The sequence below is a fragment of the Frateuria sp. sgz306004 genome (assembly GCF_057750885.1).
Genome location: NZ_JBYLFE010000001.1, coordinates 527,298 through 544,436, shown reverse-complemented (window position 1 = coordinate 544,436; position 17,139 = coordinate 527,298). Strand labels below are relative to the sequence as shown.

The following is a 17,139-nucleotide window of genomic DNA, read 5'->3' as shown; positions in this document are numbered from 1 at the left end:
CGTCAACGAACAGCCGCGGCGGCGGCCAACTTAGGGAAAAGGGGAAAGAGGTTTGGTGGGCAATGGTGTGGCCGCGAGCAGGCGGAGCGCATAAGCGCGCGCGTGGTCTTTTTCGCGGCCGAAGCTGTCGAGAATGCGGATCTGATCTTCCAGCGACGGCACCGGCACGGCCAGGCCGTTGAGGCCGACCAGGGTGAGCCGACCGGCGGACACCGGCGTCCAGCCATCACCCCGGTTGAGTTCCAGCCCGCCCATCACCTCCACCGGCAGGCCGGGGAAACGAAAGCGTGCAAAGTGCGAGCGAAAGCGCTCCGCGCCCGCCGGCTCGTGCGTGGCTTCGCGGCGGTCGGCCCACAGTACGCGCAAGCGTTCGGCGTCCTCGCGCGAGGTGAACACATCCACATCGGCCACGCTCACCTCGGCGCCCATCAGCAAGGCCGCGGCGCTGCCGATGACGCACCAGGGCGCCAGGCAATGCACGTGCAGCTCCGGCACGATTTCCGCCAGGGTGGCGTACAGCGCGGGCGTGACATGACTCATGCGCGGCGGCTCCGCCATTGCGCGCGCGTCTGTCCCCACAGCTCGATCGGCGCGCTCTCGAACGGCTCGGGCAAGCGCCCCGGGCCTCGCAGCGTGGAGCCCAGCCGGCGTGCCAGCGCCTGCGAAGGTGTGTTGGCCGGGTCGATGTTGTGGATCACATCCTCCCAGCCGAGGCGGTCGAACGCGAAATCCATGCAGGCGGTGGCGCCTTCCAGGGCATAGCCTTTGCCCCAGGCCGGTCGCGCCAGGCCCCAACCCACTTCCCGGCCAGGCCAGCCCTCGGGATACCAGGGCCCCATGCGGCCCACCCACTGGCCGGTGGCCTTTTCGATCACCGAGAACATGCCAAAGCCCTGCACTGCCCAGGCGCCCGCCATGGCGATAAAGCCGCGCCATGCGACCGCGCGCGGCTGCACGCCACCAATGAAGCGTGCCGATTCGGCATCGGCCATGTTCGCCGCCCACGCATCGAAATCCTCTGCCTGCGGCGGGCGCAGGAGGAGGCGTTCGGTTTCGATGCGGATCTCTTGCCAGTTCATCGCGTGGCGTGCCTTTGCGTTACGACCTGCTTGGCGCGACGTCATCCCGGCATGTACCGGGATGACGTTCGCTCACCTGTCGAGAGGAGCTGATGCTCCTCAGAAGGCGTTGATGCCCGTCAGCTCGCGGCCGACCACCAACTGGTGCACCGTCTCGGTGCCTTCGTAGGTGATGACCGATTCCAGATTGAGCGCATGGCGAATCGCCACGTGCTCGGTGGTGATGCCGGCGCCACCGAGGATGTCGCGGCATTCGCGCGCGATGTCGATCGCCATGCGGCAGTTGTTCCACTTCGCCAGCGACACCTGCGTGGGCTGCATGGTGCCGGCATCCTTGAGGCGGCCAAGCTGCAGCGACAGCAGCTGCGCCATAGTGATGCGGCGAGCCATCTCGGCCATCTTGATCTGGATGGCCTGGTTGGAAGCGAGCGGACGGCCGAACAGGATGCGCTCCTGCGTGTAATCGAGCACTTCCTTCAAGCAGGCCTGCGCGGCGCCGATCGGGCCCCAGGTGATGCCGTAGCGGGCCTGCGTGAGGCAGCCCAGCGGGCCCTTCAGACCCTTCACGTTGGGCAGGCGATTGGCGTCGGGCACGCGCACGTTGTCGAAGAACAGCGCGGAGGTGACCGAGGCGCGCAGGCTCATCTTCTTGTGCACTTCCTGCGCGGTGAAGCCCGGCGTGTTGGTCGGCACGATAAAGCCCTGGATGCCGTCCTCGGTCTGCGCCCACACGATGGCGATGTGCGCGAGGTTGCCGTTGGTGATCCACATCTTGGCGCCATTGATGACCCAGTCGCCGCCGTCCTTCTTGGCGTGGGTTTTCATGTTGGCCGGGTCGGAACCGCCGTGCGGTTCGGTGAGGCCGAAGCAACCGATGATTTCACCCGCGGCCATCTTGGGCAGGTAGTGCATCTTCTGCTCTTCGGTGCCGTAGGCGTAAATGGGGTACATGCACAGCGAGCTCTGCACCGAGGCGAAGCTGCGCAGGCCCGAGTCGCCACGCTCCAGCTCCTGGCAGATCAAGCCGTAGCTCACGCCGTTCATGCCGGCGCAGCCGTACTTTTCGGGGATGGTGGCACCGAGCAGGCCAAGATTGGCGATCTCGGGAACCAGCTCCTTGGGGAAACGCCCCTGGTCGAACGCGTCGCCGATGATCGGCAGAACTTTCTCGTCGACAAAACGGCCGACGGAGTCTTGCACCATGCGCTCTTCGTCGGAAAGCAGCGAACGGACGTCGTACAGATCGAGGGGATTCAGGCGAGCGGACATGCGTGTGTTCCGTGACGGGGGCAAAACGCCATTCTAGCGGGCCTTGGCGGGCGGGTCATGGCGGGCTGCAACAGGGCCAGGGGTAGGCGCGCAGCACGGCCTGTGGGACCATGCGCGCTCCCGGTTCCCCGCCAACCCCGCGCCAGCGCCATGCGCACCCTGCGCCAGGCTGACGGCTCCGTACGCTGCCGGATCGTCCATGTTGAAAGGTGTTCTCCTCGGTTTCGCTTGCTACGCCGCGTACGCAATCAGCGATGCCTTCGTCAAATCGCTGCACGGCAGCTTGCCGGCCTACGAGGCGGTGTTTTTCGGCGCGGTGCTGATGCTCAGCGCCTTGCCCTTCATCCGCAAACCGGGCGATCGCTACCTGGACGTGTTCCACGCGCGCAAGCCGCGCCTGTGGTGGATACGCGCCATCACCGGCGCCATTTGCAATATATCCGCCGTCATTGCCTTCACGGCGCTACCGATGGCCGAGGCGTTTGCGTTGATCTTCTTGCTGCCGATCTTCGTAACGCTGCTTTCTGTGGTGTTCCTGAAGGAGCACGTCGGTTGGCGGCGTTGGTCGGCCGTAATCGTCGGCTTTATCGGCGTGCTGGTGGTGCTGCGCCCGGGTTTTCGCGTGCTGGGCGCGGGCCACTTGGCCGCCATGACCTGCGGGCTTTCCGGCGCGGTATCGGTAGTGGCGCTACGCATGGCCGGCCCGCACGAAAAACGCATCAGCCTCTATGGCGCGGGGGTGATCGGCCCGCTGGTGAGTGGCGGTCTACTGATGCTGCCTGCCTTTGTCTGGCCCAGCCTGCATCAATGGTGGCTGCTCGCCGGCTACGGCCTGCTGGCGGGGCTGGCCGGCGTGCTGTTGATGCTCGCCACGCATCACGCCCCTGCCAATCGCGTGGCGCCAACGCAGTACAGCCAGATGCTGTGGGCCATTTTCTTCGGTTACTGGTTGTTTGGCGATCACCTGGATTGGCCGATGCTGATCGGTATCGTGCTGATCCTCGGCTCAGGACTGTTCACCTTGGTCCGCGAGGAAAAGGTCACCGGCTGGTGGAAGCGCGCGCGCATCGTCTAGCGAACGCAGGCTCCGCCTGACGCTGGCGCCCGCCGGCTGGGCTTGGCACACTGCCGGCCCCTCGTTCCGGTGTTGCCCCATGCCACAGCCCGCCTTTGCGCTATCCCCCATCGTCGCTGGCCTGTGGCGTATAGGTGATTGGAATCTCAGCGTGAACGAGCGCGTGCGCTGGATCGAGCAGGCGCTGAACCTGGGTATCACCTCGTTCGATCACGCGGATATCTACGGCGACTACCAGGCCGAAGCCTTGTTTGGCGAGGCGCTGAAAGCGGGGCCCGCGTTGCGCCAGCGCATGCAATTGGTGACCAAGTGCGGTATCCGCCTGCGCTCGGCCCACCTGCCGTACCGCATCAATCACTACGACACCTCGGCTGCCTACGTGCGCGCGCAGGTGGAAAAGTCGCTGCGCAACCTGCACACCGAGCAGCTGGATCTGGTGCTGATCCATCGCCCCGATTACCTGATGGATGCCGCCGCGCTCGCCGACACGTTTGCCACGCTCACGCGCGAAGGCAAGGTGGCGCACTGGGGTGTTTCCAATCACTCGGCCAGCCAGTTCGCCCTGCTCAACCAGCATCACCCGCTGGTGACCCATCAAGTCGAACTGTCGCCCTTGCAGATGGACGCGCTGGACGACGGCACGCTGGACCAGGCCCAAATGCTGGGTGCACGGCCGATGATCTGGTCGCCGCTGGCGGGTGGCCGCCTGTTCGGCGCCACCGATGCACAGACCGAACGCGTGCGTGCCGAAATGGAACCGATGGCGGCGCGCTACGGCGTCAGCCTGGCCACGCTGGCCTTCGCGTGGGTACTGCGCCACCCCTCGCGCCCGCACCCGATCACCGGCACGGGCCGCATCGACGGCCTGCGCGAGGCCGTGTCCGCGCTGGAAGTAGCGTTGGATGCGGAAGATTGGTACGCCATCTGGACGGCCAGCAAGGGCCATCCCGTGCCCTGATCAGCGGTTGCTCACGCCGTGCGGTACGTGGCCCGTCGCTACGTGCTTGCGGGCGGACTCCACGTTGGCCGGTGAATCGTCGAAGAAAATATCCGCGCCAAAGGCTTCCAGAAACGGCCCCTTGTCGCGGCCGCCGAGGAACAGCGCTTCGTCGATACGCACACCCCAACGGCGCAGCGTGAGAATCACGCGCTTGTGCGCGGGTGCGGAACGCGCCGTCACCAGGGCCGTGCGAATCGGAGAATCCTCGGCAGGAAAGGCCGCTTGCAGGCGATGCACCGCCGTCAGGAAGCCGCGGAAGGGCCCTACCGACAGCGGTTCGGCCGCGAGTTCATGCTCGCTGCGATGGAACGCCTCCAAGCCCTCTTCCCGCGACACGCGCTCGCCTTCGTCGCCAAAGATCACCGCATCGCCGTCGAAAGCGATGCGCAACTGCTCGGTCGCGCGCGGCGGCGCCGTGGAAGGCAGGATGGTGGCGGCCGCCACGCCGGCGGCCAACGCGCGGCCTACGTCTTCCGCATTGGCGGAGAGGAACAGGTCAGCCTTGAACGGTGCGATGTAATCGGAGGTGGGCGCGCCACTGGTAAAGGCGGCGCGGCTAATCGCCAGACCGTAATGCTGGATGGCGTTGAAGATGCGCAGCCCGGTATCGCCCGAATTGCGCGACAGCAGGATCACTTCCACCGGCGGCACGTCGCCGGCCAGCTTGTTCAGATCCAGCAGCTTCTGCACCAGGGGAAACGCCACGCCCGGCTTGAGAATGTCGTTTTCGTGGTCGATCTGGAATTCGCGATAAGCATCCAAGCCGTCTCGCTCGAACAGCGCATGACTGTCGCCAAGGTCGAACAAGGCACGCGAGGAAATGGCGACTACCAACCGGTTGTCACCGGCCGCGGTGGGATCGTGGGCGTCAGCTTTGGAAGACTTCATGGCGCCAATCTAGCAAAAGACGCGGTCATCCGAACGTCGAGCACTGCCGAGTAGCGAAATCAGCGGTATGCGCCACGCGCGCATGATGTCCCGGGTGAAGATGAAGGAAGTACGCATGCCCTCGCATGACGACATCGGGTTCGCAGAGAGCCAGAGACTTTCGCAACAAAGACGCTGGATGACCAGCCCTCCGGCTGTTGAAAAGCACCTCCCGCCTACGCGGGGATGACGAGCAAGGGCGGCGCTTGCATCGCTGACGATATGCGATTTTCAGACAGAAGCATCAGGTTAAAGCGCCGGGCGTGGCCCCCTTACCGTCATCCCCGCGTAGGCAGGAAGTACGTTTCCACAGCCGGAGGGCTGGCCAACCAACGCCTTCAGCGATGCTCACTGCCCTCAATCCTGCGCGAACTGCTCGTCCAGAATGCGCTGCTCCAGGTTGTGCTCCGGATCGAACAGCAGTTTCACGCCCTGCCCCGCCGATTGGCGAATCTCCACTTCGCGGATATCGCGCACTTCGTGGTAATCGGCCGTGGCGCTCACCGGGCGCTTGCTCGTGTCGAGCACACGCAAGGTCACCAAGGTGCGGTGCGGTAGGATGGCGCCACGCCAGCGACGCGGGCGGAAGGGGCTGATCGGCGTGAGTGCCAGCACGTTTGCGTCCAGCGGCAGGATCGGGCCGTGCGCAGAGAGGTTGTAGGCAGTGGAACCGGCCGGGGTGGAGACCAGAATGCCGTCGCACACCAGGGTGGCGAGCTTCACCGTATCGTTGAGCCGCACTTCCAAGTGCGCGGCCTGGTTGCTCTGGCGCAACAACGAGACTTCATTGAAGGCCAGCGCGTGGCGCACCTCGCCCGAGGCGTCCACGGTGCGCATCTCCAGCGGATAGAGCACCGCCGCGTGCGCGAGCGAAATGCGGTCTTCCAGATCGTCCAGCCGATGCTTGTTCATCAGGAAGCCGACGCGCCCCAGCTTCATGCCGTACACCGGTGCCGGCAACGCGTGATAGGCGTGCAGTGTGCGCAACATGAAACCGTCGCCACCCAGGGCAATGATCACATCGGCCTGCTCGGGCTCGACGTCGCCGTAGCGCTCGACGAGTTTGCGGCGGGCCTGTTGGGCGACGTTGGTATCGCTGGCGACGAAAGCGAAGCGCATGGGGCTTGTCAGCGGTCGGGAAACAAGGCGCCCAGTTGAACTTAGAAAGCACGAAGGGCGCAAGACCGTCGTCGGCCTGCGCCCTTCGAAAGGCAATGCCTTGCCATCGGAAGGTCATCTGGCGGCCCAAGGGGCGCGCCGGATGACTGACCGATTACTGGTTCACCGGCACCTGCGCCAGCTGGGCCAGGCGGCGCACCGCGACCGAAGCGATCGGGTAGTCCGCGTTCTGGGTGAGGATTTCCGCCAGCATGTTGCGGGTGTACTTGAGCGTGGCGTCGTCACGCTGCAACCACGCCTGCACCGGCGAGATGTCCTTGCTGCTGCCGGTCATCGACAGCACCTGCAGAGCCAGGGCGCGATGCTGGTGGTTCAGCTCGTCCAGCAGCGAACCGCGGGCCTGAGCGTGCCATGCACCTTCCACCGGCAGGGCCTCGATCTGGCTACGCAGCCATTCCAGGTCCAGCGACTCGCCCAGTTCGTAGAACACACCGGCGACCTTGGCGATCGGCTGACTGCTCTGCTGTGCTACCTCGACGATGTCCAGCATGGCACGCAGCTCGGGGATGCGCGCCAGGCGCAGCGACAGTTCGGCCGGCAGGCCCAGGCCTTCCCACTTCTCCTGGCTGGTGGCGAAATCGGCCTTGCCGGTTTCGGTCAGCGCATTCGGCAGGGCTGCCCACAGCTCCATCACGCCCGACTGGTAGCGATCCACGTTGGCATTGATGTCCAGCGTGCCGCCCGGACGATTGAGCAGCCAGCGGGTCATGTGACGCAGCAGCGACCAGATCTGCAGGATCGCGTCGATCTGCGTGTTCTCGGCCACCTTGCTGTCCAGCGCCTCGACCTCGGACCACAGCTCACGCGCACCCAGGATCTCGCGCGCGGCCGTATAGGCCTTGGCGATGGCCGCAGGACCCTGCCCGGTATCCTCCTGCATGCGCATCATGAAGGTGGCGCCCATGCGGTTAATGGTGGAGTTGGTCACGGCCGTGGCGATGATTTCGCGCTTCAGGCGGTGGCGCTGCATGTGATCGGCGTATTTGGTGTGCAGCGGTTCGGGGAAGTAGCGCACCAGCTCCTTGGAGAGGTAGGCGTCTTCCGGCACGTCCGAGTCGAGCAACTGCTGGTACAGCTTGATCTTGTCGTAGGACAGCAGCACCGACAGTTCCGGGCGGGTCATGCCGATGCCGCGCGTCTTGCGCTCGGTCAGCTCGGCTTCGCTCGGCAGGTTCTCCACCTGGCGATCGAGCAGGCCCTCGCCTTCCAGCATGCGAATGAAGTGCGCCATCGAGCCGATGCGCTGCACCGACTGGTGCTCCATCAAGGTGATGGCCTGGTTCTGGCGGTAGTTGTCCCACAGCACCAACTGGCCCACTTCGTCGGTCATGCTGGCCAGCAGCGTGTTGCGCTGCTCCAGCGTGAGCTCGCCGCGCTGCACGGCATCGCCGAGCAGGATCTTGATGTTCACCTCGTGGTCGGAGGTATCCACGCCGGCGGAGTTGTCGATGAAGTCGGTATTGAGCAGCACGCCGTGCTGGGCGGCCTCGATGCGGCCCTTCTGGGTGAAGCCCAGGTTGCCGCCCTCGCCCACCACCTTGCAGCGCAGCTCGCCACCGTTGATGCGCAGGCCGTTGTTGGCGCGGTCGCCCACTTCGGCATGCGTTTCACTGGCGGCCTTCACGTAGGTACCGATGCCGCCGTTCCACAGCAGATCCACCGGCGCCTTGAGGATGGCGCTGAGCAAGTCGTTAGGCGCCATCTGGGTCACATCGCCACGCAGGCCGAGCACGGCGCGCACTTCCGGCGAGATCGGGATGGCCTTGAGCGTGCGCGAATAGACGCCGCCACCCTGCGAGATGAGGGACTTGTCGTAATCCTCCCAACTCGAACGCGGCACCTTGAACATGCGCTCGCGTTCCGCAAAGGAACGAGTGGCATCCGGGTTCGGGTCGAGGAATACATGGCGGTGATCGAACGCGGCCACCAAGCGAATGTGGCGCGACAACAGCATGCCGTTGCCGAACACGTCGCCGGACATGTCGCCGATGCCCACGCAGGTGAAGTCCTGGCTCTGGCTGTCGCGGCCCAGCGCACGGAAGTGGCGCTTGACCGACTCCCACGCGCCCTTGGCGGTAATGCCCATGCCCTTGTGGTCGTAGCCGTTGGAGCCGCCAGAAGCGAACGCATCGCCCAGCCAGAAGCCGTGCTCCACCGAAATGGCGTTAGCAATATCGGAGAACGTGGCCGTGCCCTTATCCGCCGCCACCACCAGGTACGGATCGTCCTGATCATGGCGCACCACCTCGTGCGGGGCCACGACCTTGCCGTCCACCAGGTTGTCGGTGATGTCGAGCAGGCCGCTGATGAACATGCGATAGCAGGCGATACCCTCGGCAAGCTGCGCGTCGCGGTCGCCGTTCAGCGGCGGACGCTTGACGAAGAAGCCGCCCTTGGAGCCCACCGGCACGATCACGGTGTTCTTCACCATCTGCGCCTTGACCAGGCCCAGCACTTCCGTGCGGAAGTCTTCGCGACGGTCGGACCAGCGCAGGCCGCCGCGCGCCACCGCGCCAAAGCGCAGGTGGATACCTTCCACGCGCGGCGCGCACACGAAGATTTCGCGGTACGGCACCGGCTTGGGCAGTTCGGGCACGCGGTGCGAGTCGAACTTGTAGCTGATGTAGCTGCGGTACTGGCCATTCCACTGCTGGAAGAAGCTGGTACGCAGGGTGGAACGGATCAGCGACATGAAGCTGCGCAGGATGCGGTCGTCGTCCAGGCTGGACACGGTTTCCAGCAAGGTGCCGATGGCCTCCTCCACCGCGGCGATCTGCTCGGCGCGCGGCTTGGAGAGTGCACCCACCAGGCCGTCGATCAGGCCCGGATGCGCGTTGCGCACCGACTCGGGGATCAATGCCTGCATTTCGCCACGCAGCAGCTCGCCGGCGCGCTTGAGCTCTTCGGCGCTCAGCGTTTCCCGACGCGGATCGAACTTGGCCAGGAACAGCTCCACCAGCAGGCCGGCAATGGCCGGGTAGCGGTTGAAGGCATCTTCCATGTAGCTCTGCGAGAAGGTCACGCCGGTCTGCAGCAAGTACTTGCAGTAGCCGCGCAGCATGGCGATCTGGCGCCAGCTCAGCTTGGCGCCGAGCACGAGGCGGTTGAAGCCGTCGTTCTCCGCGTTGCCGCGCCAGATCTGTTCAAAGGCATCCTCGAACAGCGAACCAACCTGCTCCACGCCGAAGGCGAGGCTGCCAGCGGTCTGCACTTCGAAATCCTGGATGTGCAGCTGGGCGCCATCCACATGCACGTCGTACAGATGCTCGGTGAGCACGCGCAGGCCGAGGTTCTCCAGCTGCGGCAGCACTTCGGACAGGGCGATGTCGCCACCGCTGCGGTAGATCTTGAAGCGCAGCTCTTCCGGGCGGGCCTCGGGGTGATAGAACGACATGCGCACCGCATCGTCGCCCTTGAGCAACGACAGCTGGCGCACGTCCTCGGCGGCGGAGGTCGGCGACACGTCTTCCACGTAGCCGGCCGGCAGCGCCTTGGCGAAACGGTTAGCGAGCACCACGCCGTCGTGGTCGCCCAGCTTGGCCACCAGCGCATCGCGCAGGTCGTCCTGCCAGTTGCGCACAATGGCGGCCACGCCCTTCTCCAGCTCGGCCACATCGAACGGCACCTGGTCGCCGATCTTCGGGCGCACCACCACGTACAGGCGCACCAGGGCGGCCTCGCCCATCAGCACCGAGGAGTCGAGGTATTCACCGCGCATGGCGTTGCGCAACAGCGCCTCGATGCGTTCGCGCACCGTGGTGTTGAAACGGTCGCGCGGCACGTAGACCAGGCAGCTCACGAAACGGCCGTAACGGTCGCGACGCACGAACAGGCGAGTGCGTGCGCGCTGGCGCAGTTCCAGGGTGCCCATGGCGTTGCCGAACAACTCTTCGTCGGCGGCCTGGAACAGCTCGTCGCGCGGCAGGGTTTCGAGGATGTGGCGCAGCGCCTTGCCCGAGTGCGAGTCGCGCTTGAGGCCCGAGCGGTCCATCACGTATTCGTACTTCTGGCGCACCAGCGGCACGTCCTGCGGGCGCGCCATGTAAGCGTTGGAGGTGAACAGGCCCAGGAAACGCTGCTCGGCCACCGGCTTTCCGTTGGCGTCGAACTTGAGCACGCCCACGTAATCCATGTAGCCCGAACGGTGCGCATGCGAGCGCGCGTTGGTCTTAGTGAGGATGATGGCGTCGGTGGAGCCCGACTGCGGAAGATCGTGCGCCACCAGCGTACGCAGCGAACGCGGCGCCAGCGAGCGCTCGCTCTTGTGCAGGATGCCCAGGCCGGAGGTTTCCACCGCGCGCAGTACTTCCTCGCCGTCGGCTTCGGTCACTTCGTATTCGCGGTAACCGAGGAAGGTGAAGTTGTCATCAGCCAGCCAGCGCAGGAATTCAGCGGCTTCCTTCACCGCGGCGCCTTCGATCGGCAGTTGGCGCGTCGGCAGGTCGGCGGCGATGGCCAGCGCCTTGTCGCGCATCTTCGGCCAATCGTTGACAGCGGTGCGCACATCGTCCAGGGCGCCTTCGAGCTGCGCGGTGAGCTTGGCTTGCGCCTCGGCATCGGCCAGGCGATCCACCTCAAAGTGCATCACCGACTCGGGCTGCGCGTCTTCGGCGCCGAGCTTGACCAGCTTGCCCGACGCGTCGCGGGTCACGTTCACCACCGGGTGAATGACGGCATGGATCTGCAAGTGCTCGGCAGCCACCATGGTGACGGTGTCCACCAGGAACGGCATGTCGTCGGTGACGACCTGGACATAGCTGCGGCCCGCGTGGCCCGTGGTCGGGTTCACCACGCGCACCGAGGCGCGGCCCGCCTGGCGCTGCTGCATGAAGTTCAACAGGTCGCCCACCAGCGCGGCCCATTCGGCCGTGGTGTGCAGTTCGAGGTCACCATCGGCAATGCGCGCAAAAAAGGCGCTGATAAAAAATTGCGCCTCATCAAGGCGCTGGGTGGGGAATCCGCTCTGCTTCAGTTCTTCGAAAACAACAGTGGGGAAGGAGCTGTTGCTAGCCGCACGAATCGCGTTCATGGCATCTACTGGTTTGGGGAAACGGAATAGGGAAAAAAAGCCTTGAAAGGATACGCCCGGCGTGATGCCTAATCCACCTTCTTGCGGTGGCAGTTTCAGCCCACGTCAGGTATGACGCCCTTGCAGCAAAGACCTGCTTTGGCACTTATTCGCCATCGCCAACCCTTCTCGATACGCGTTACACGTGACGCTTTCCAAGGAAAAAGGTGAAGGCCTCATGAAGTTGCCGGCGTTTCACACGGGAATACGCGTCGGCGACGCTGCTCAGTACCGATGCGTATGTGGGTATGGCATCTCGCCGGTGTCGCTGCAACGCAACACATCGCGCTGTTCAGCTGGCATCCGCGAACGCACATGATTCGGTGTACGTGTGTGTCATCAAGCGCAGGCATGCTTGCTTGCTTTGTGCACCACTGCGCGGCGGGCGCAAGCAGACCATCGGCACAGGCCCATACGCCTGCGCGCTGGCACTATCGGCACCTATCGCCACCGCATGACCGCGAAAACACCGACACCCTTCCTTCACGGTACTAGGCCAAAATTGCCCGTAGTGGATTCGCCTAGGGGTACAGCATTGCTTTGCGACACCCGGACCGCTGCGGTTGTGCAGCCATATCCGGCTTAGTCAACAGCTCTACAAATTGTAAACTGTACGGTATAGTCCACGCTCGGCTGCTTTTTGTGTTGGGCCATGACAGCACCCCGCCCCGCCTTTCGCCCCTTGGTTCGGGCCCTATGGCAGGCGGGGCGGTCGTGTGCTCGATGCCTAACGAACTTCGGTTGTCGCCTGGAATGGCGGCAACAAGCTGCATCCCCGACCACATTAAAATGAGAATGGAGCCCACATGAAGTCCACGTCACTGCGCACACCCTTGTTGTGCCTTGGCTTGCTCTCACTGGCCGCCTGCGGCAAAGGCAAGGAGCAAGGTCCGCCGCAGATGCCCCCGCCGGAAGTGGGTGTGGTGAAGGTGCAGCCGCAGAATGAACCGCTGCGCAAGAGCCTGGTGGGCCGTCTCTCGCCGTATCGCAGCGCCGATGTGCGCGCCCGCGTGTCGGGCGTGGTCACCAAGCGCGTCTATACCGAAGGCACCGACGTCAAGGCCGGTCAGTTGCTGTTCCAGATCGACCCGGCGCCCTACCAGGCTGCGCTGAACTCGGCGCAGGCGGCCCTGGCCTCGGCCAAGGCCACCTACACCAATGCCCACGTGGTAGCCGAGCGCGATCGTTCGCTGGTGCCCAAGGGCTATATCTCGCGCGCTCAGCTCGATGCCGATGAAGCGGCCGAGCGCTCGGCGGCAGCCGGTGTGCAGCAGGCCGAGGCGGCGGTGACCACCGCCCGCGTCAACCTGAGCTACACCAACGTCACCGCGCCGATCGACGGCCGCGCCGGCCAGCAGCAGGTGACGGAGGGCGCAATCGTCGGCAGCAGCACCGCCGATACCGGTGCCAACGCCACCCTGCTCACCACGGTGGATCAGCTCGACCCGCTCTATGTGAACTTCACCATGAGCGTGTCCGATCTGGACCAGCTCCGTCGCGCGCAGGCCTCCGGCAACGTGACGCTGCAGCAGCAGAACAAGGCCACCGTGACGGTGACCCTGCCTGATGGCTCGGCCTACGGCGAGTCCGGCACGCTCGACTTCTCCGACACCACGGTCAATCCGGCCACCGGTGCGGTGAACCTGCGCGCCCTGCTGCCCAACCCCGACCGCACCCTGTTGCCCGGCCAGTACGTGACCATCAGCGCCAACCTCGGCGAGCAGCACAACGTGTTCCTGGTGCCCCAGGCCGCTCTGCTGCGCGACACCGCCGGTGCCTACACCATGGTGGTGGGCGCGGACGGCAACGTGGTGCGCAAGAACGTCACCGCCAACGACACCAGCGGCAGCAACTGGATCGTGACCAAGGGCCTGCAGGCAGGCGACCAGGTCGTGGTGTCCGGTCTGCAGCGCGTCAAGGAAGGCGCCCCGGCCAAGGCCTCGCCCTGGCAGCCCGACCAGCAGGCCGCGCCCGGTGGCGCGGGCATGCCGGGTGCGGCTGGCGGCAAGCCGGCCGGCGGCAAGTAAGGGAGTAGACCATGCCCAGTTTCTTTATCGACCGCCCCATTTTCGCGTGGGTGGTGGCGATTCTGATCTCCCTGTGCGGCACCATTGCGGTGCTGAACATGGGTATCGAGTCGTACCCGAACATCGCCCCGCCGCAGGTCACGGTGAATGCCACCTACCCCGGCGCCAGCGCTGACACCACCGAAAAAACCGTCACTCAGGTGATCGAGCAGCAGCTCACCGGCATCGATCACCTGCTGTACTTCAGCTCCTCGTCCAGCTCCAGCGGCTCGGCGAGCATCACCCTCACCTTTGAAACCGGTACCGACCCTGATATTGCTCAGGTGCAGGTGCAGAACAAGGTGTCGCTGGCCACACCGCGTCTGCCGACCGAAGTGACTCAGCAAGGCGTGGTCGTCGCCAAGAGCAACCCGGACTTCCTGATGTTCGTGGCGCTGACCTCGAGCAATCCGGATATCGACGGCGACAAGCTCACCGACATCGTGTCCTCGCAGGTGCTCGACCAGATCGCCCGTATCCCGGGCGTGGGCAGCACCCGCCAGCTCGGTGCCGAGTACGCCATGCGCGTGTGGCTCAACCCGGACAAGCTCCAGGGTTATGGGCTGTCCGCCACCCAAGTACTGAGCGCCCTGCAGACGCAGAACGTGCAGTTCGCCGCCGGTTCGCTGGGCTCGGACCCCGCCGTGAATGGCCAGGGCTTCAGCGCGACAGTGTCGGCCGAAGGTCGCTTCTCCAACCCGAGCGAGTTCAACAACATCATTCTGCGTGCCAATCCCGACGGCACCGTGGTGAAGCTCAGCGATGTGGCCCGCATCGATTTCGGCCCGCAGAGCTACGGCTTTGCCGCAACATGGAACGGCGTATCCACCGGCTCGTTCGGTGTGCAGCTGCTGCCCGGCGCCAACGCGCTGGACGTGGCCACCGCCGTGCGCGCCAAGATGGCCGACCTCGCCAAGAGCTTCCCCGAGGGCGTGACCTGGTTCGCCCCGTATGACTCCACCACCTTCGTGAAGATCTCCATCGAAGAAGTGGTGCATACGCTGATCGAAGCGGTGGTGCTGGTGTTCCTGGTGATGCTGCTGTTCCTGCAGAACTTCCGCGCCACCATCATCCCCACCCTGGTTATTCCGGTGGCCTTGCTCGGTACTTTCCTTGGCCTGCTGCCGTTGGGCTTCACGGTCAACCAGCTCACGTTGTTCGGCATGGTGCTGGCCATCGGTATCGTGGTGGACGACGCGATCGTGGTGATCGAGAACGTCGAACGCATCATGACCGAGGAGCAGCTCTCGCCGAAGGAAGCCACACGCAAGGCAATGGGCCAGATCACCGGCGCGGTGGTGGCCATTACCGTGGTGCTGGCGGCGGTGTTCGTGCCGTCCGCGCTGCAGCCAGGCGCGTCGGGCGTGATCTACAAGCAGTTCGCGCTGACCATCGCCGTGTCGATGGGCTTCTCCGCGTTCCTCGCGCTGTCGTTCACCCCAGCCTTGTGCGCCACCATCCTCAAGCCCACCCACCACGAAAAGAAGAACGTCGTCTACCGCAAGTTCAACGACCTCTTCGACTGGGTCACGCACACCTACACCGGCCACATCGGCGGTGCCATCAAGCATGCACCGCGCTGGATGGTGGTGTTCGTGCTGGTGACGCTGCTCTGCGGATTCCTGTTCACCAGGCTTCCGACCAGCTTCGTGCCCGACGAAGACCAGGGCTATGCACTGGCCATCGTCTCGCTGCCTCCCGGCGCCAGCCTGCAGCGCACGCAGCACGTGATGGGCGAAATCCGCGAGGTGCTGAAGAAGGACCCGGCCGTCGACGGCGTGTTCCAGATCTCCGGCTTCAGCTTTGTGGGCCAGGGTGAAAACACCGGCATGAACTTCATCCGCCTGAAGGACTGGAGCGCCCGCGACGTCACCGCGTCGCAGTTCATCCAGCAGGCGAACATGAAGCTGCACGGCATTCGCGATGCGCAGATCTTCGTGGTCAACCTGCCCACCATTCGCGGCCTCAGCCAGTTCGGCGGCATCGACATGTACCTGCAGGCACGTGCCGGCCAGTCGCGTGACGAGCTAACCGACGCGCGCAACATTCTCCTGGGCAAGGCGGCACAAAGCCCGGCCCTGGTGGGTGTGCGTCCGAACACGCTGGAAAGCGCGCCGCAGATCAACCTGAGCGTGGACCGCGTACAGGCGCAGGCCATGGGCCTGTCGGTCAGCGACATCTACAGCGCGATCCAGCTAATGCTGGCGCCGGTGTATGTCAACGACTTCTCCTACGGCGGCCGCGTGAAGCGCGTGATGGTGCAGGCCGATGCGCCCTACCGCATGGGCCCGGAAGCCCTGCAGCACATCTACACGCCCAGCTCGCTGGCCACCACCAGCACCTCGCCGACCAGCAACAACATGATTCCGTTGGCCAGCGTGGTGAAGGCGCAGTGGAGCATGGCGGCGCCAGCGCTCACTCGCTACAACGGTTACTCGGCCGTGGAAATCGTGGGTAATGAAGGCCCGGGCTACTCCACCGGCCAAGCCATGGGCGTGCTCGAAGGCATCATCAACGACAACCTGCCCAAAGGCTTCGGCTATGACTGGACCGGCCAGTCGTACCAGGAAATCCTGGCCGGCAACGCCGCCACGCTGCTGATGGTGCTGTCCATCTTCATCGTGTTCCTGTGCCTTGCCGCACTGTACGAAAGCTGGTCCATCCCGGTGTCGGTGCTGCTCGTGGTGCCGCTGGGCGTGCTGGGCGCAGTGGTGTTCACCATGCTGCGCGGCTTGCCCAACGACATCTACTTCAAGATCGGCATGATCACCGTGATCGGCCTGGCGGCGAAGAACGCCATCCTGATCGTGGAGTTCGCCGTGGAGCAGCAGCAGGAAGGCAAGACGTTGCGCGAAGGTGTCGTCCAGGCAGCTCGTCTGCGACTGCGCCCCATCCTGATGACCTCGATGGCGTTCATCCTGGGTGTGTTGCCGCTGTTCATCTCCACCGGTGCCGGCGCCAACGCGCGTCACGCCATCGGCACGGGCGTGATCGGCGGCATGCTGTTCGCCACCTTCCTGGGTCTGCTGTTGATCCCAGTGTTCTACGTGGTGGTGCGCCGCCTGCTCGGCGACAAGATGGACGAGACCTCCCACTCCATCCGCCAGGGTCATGGCGGTGGTGCGGGCGGACACGGCCAGCCGCCGCAGGGTGGCTCGCTGCCCCCGGGTGGCAACCTGCCCAGCGGCATGCAGCCGTTCGATTCGGACCCGCGTCGCGGCGCCTGATCGAACAAAGCTTGCCCTGCAAGACAAAAGCCCCGGTCGCAAGACCGGGGCTTTTTGTTATTCGCAACGCTGGATCGCCTTGCCCTGAATGCAGTCTGCCCGCACCCGTCGTTTAGCCCAGGTGGATATCGAGTAAGGGGAAGCGCCAATGCGCAGAAAAGAAAGGTAGCGCCATCCGTGGCGCGAGGGACCTGGTTCCGTGGTTGATCGCAAGTATTTGCGAAATGAGGGGCCAGGTCAATTCACCAA

10 protein-coding genes are annotated in these 17,139 nt (G+C 64.8%); 4 read left to right on the top strand and 6 right to left on the bottom strand.

The window, feature by feature from the left end:
* Window positions 1-30: 30 nt before the first annotated feature.
* From AC3G2C_RS02540 to AC3G2C_RS02530, 3 genes are all read right to left on the bottom strand, one after another.
* Window positions 31-540, bottom strand: a complete 510-nt coding sequence (locus AC3G2C_RS02540; protein WP_488383026.1) for a nucleotidyltransferase family protein — start codon at window positions 538-540, stop codon at window positions 31-33.
* A complete protein-coding gene (locus tag AC3G2C_RS02535) occupies window positions 537-1,079 on the bottom strand; it encodes a GNAT family N-acetyltransferase (RefSeq protein ID WP_488383025.1) in 543 nt (180 codons plus the stop codon). The genes AC3G2C_RS02540 and AC3G2C_RS02535 overlap by 4 nt, the downstream gene beginning before the upstream one ends.
* 99 nt (window positions 1,080-1,178) lie before the next feature.
* Window positions 1,179-2,348 (bottom strand): acyl-CoA dehydrogenase family protein, encoded by a 1,170-nt coding sequence (locus tag AC3G2C_RS02530; RefSeq protein WP_488383024.1) that lies wholly within the window; start codon window positions 2,346-2,348, stop codon window positions 1,179-1,181.
* A 199-nt stretch (window positions 2,349-2,547) separates the two neighbouring features.
* Here AC3G2C_RS02530 and AC3G2C_RS02525 point away from each other — a divergent pair, with 199 nt between their 5' ends.
* Together AC3G2C_RS02525 and AC3G2C_RS02520 are read left to right on the top strand one after the other, a co-directional pair.
* Window positions 2,548-3,423 carry a DMT family transporter gene (locus AC3G2C_RS02525; RefSeq protein WP_488383023.1) on the top strand — a complete coding sequence of 292 codons (876 nt, stop codon included), beginning with the start codon at window positions 2,548-2,550 and terminating at the stop codon, window positions 3,421-3,423.
* 79 nt (window positions 3,424-3,502) lie between these two features.
* Window positions 3,503-4,381, top strand: a complete 879-nt coding sequence (locus AC3G2C_RS02520; RefSeq protein ID WP_488383022.1) for an aldo/keto reductase — start codon at window positions 3,503-3,505, stop codon at window positions 4,379-4,381.
* Here the strand turns inward: AC3G2C_RS02520 and AC3G2C_RS02515 are convergent, their stop codons facing one another.
* From AC3G2C_RS02515 to AC3G2C_RS02505, 3 genes are all read right to left on the bottom strand, one after another.
* Window positions 4,382-5,311 carry a 5'-nucleotidase gene (locus AC3G2C_RS02515; protein WP_488383021.1) on the bottom strand — a complete coding sequence of 310 codons (930 nt, stop codon included), beginning with the start codon at window positions 5,309-5,311 and terminating at the stop codon, window positions 4,382-4,384.
* Window positions 5,312-5,707: 396 nt separating this feature from the next.
* Window positions 5,708-6,481, bottom strand: a complete 774-nt coding sequence (locus tag AC3G2C_RS02510) for an NAD kinase (protein ID WP_488383217.1) — start codon at window positions 6,479-6,481, stop codon at window positions 5,708-5,710.
* A 142-nt stretch (window positions 6,482-6,623) separates the two neighbouring features.
* Complete coding sequence (locus tag AC3G2C_RS02505) at window positions 6,624-11,558, bottom strand: NAD-glutamate dehydrogenase (protein WP_488383020.1); 4,935 nt, start codon at window positions 11,556-11,558, stop codon at window positions 6,624-6,626.
* 845 nt (window positions 11,559-12,403) lie between these two features.
* Here AC3G2C_RS02505 and AC3G2C_RS02500 point away from each other — a divergent pair.
* Window positions 12,404-13,624, top strand: coding sequence for an efflux RND transporter periplasmic adaptor subunit (locus AC3G2C_RS02500; protein ID WP_488383019.1), 1,221 nt, complete (start codon window positions 12,404-12,406; stop codon window positions 13,622-13,624).
* Between the two features lie 11 nt (window positions 13,625-13,635).
* Complete coding sequence (locus AC3G2C_RS02495; protein WP_488383018.1) at window positions 13,636-16,890, top strand: multidrug efflux RND transporter permease subunit; 3,255 nt, start codon at window positions 13,636-13,638, stop codon at window positions 16,888-16,890.
* Window positions 16,891-17,139 lie beyond the last annotated feature (249 nt).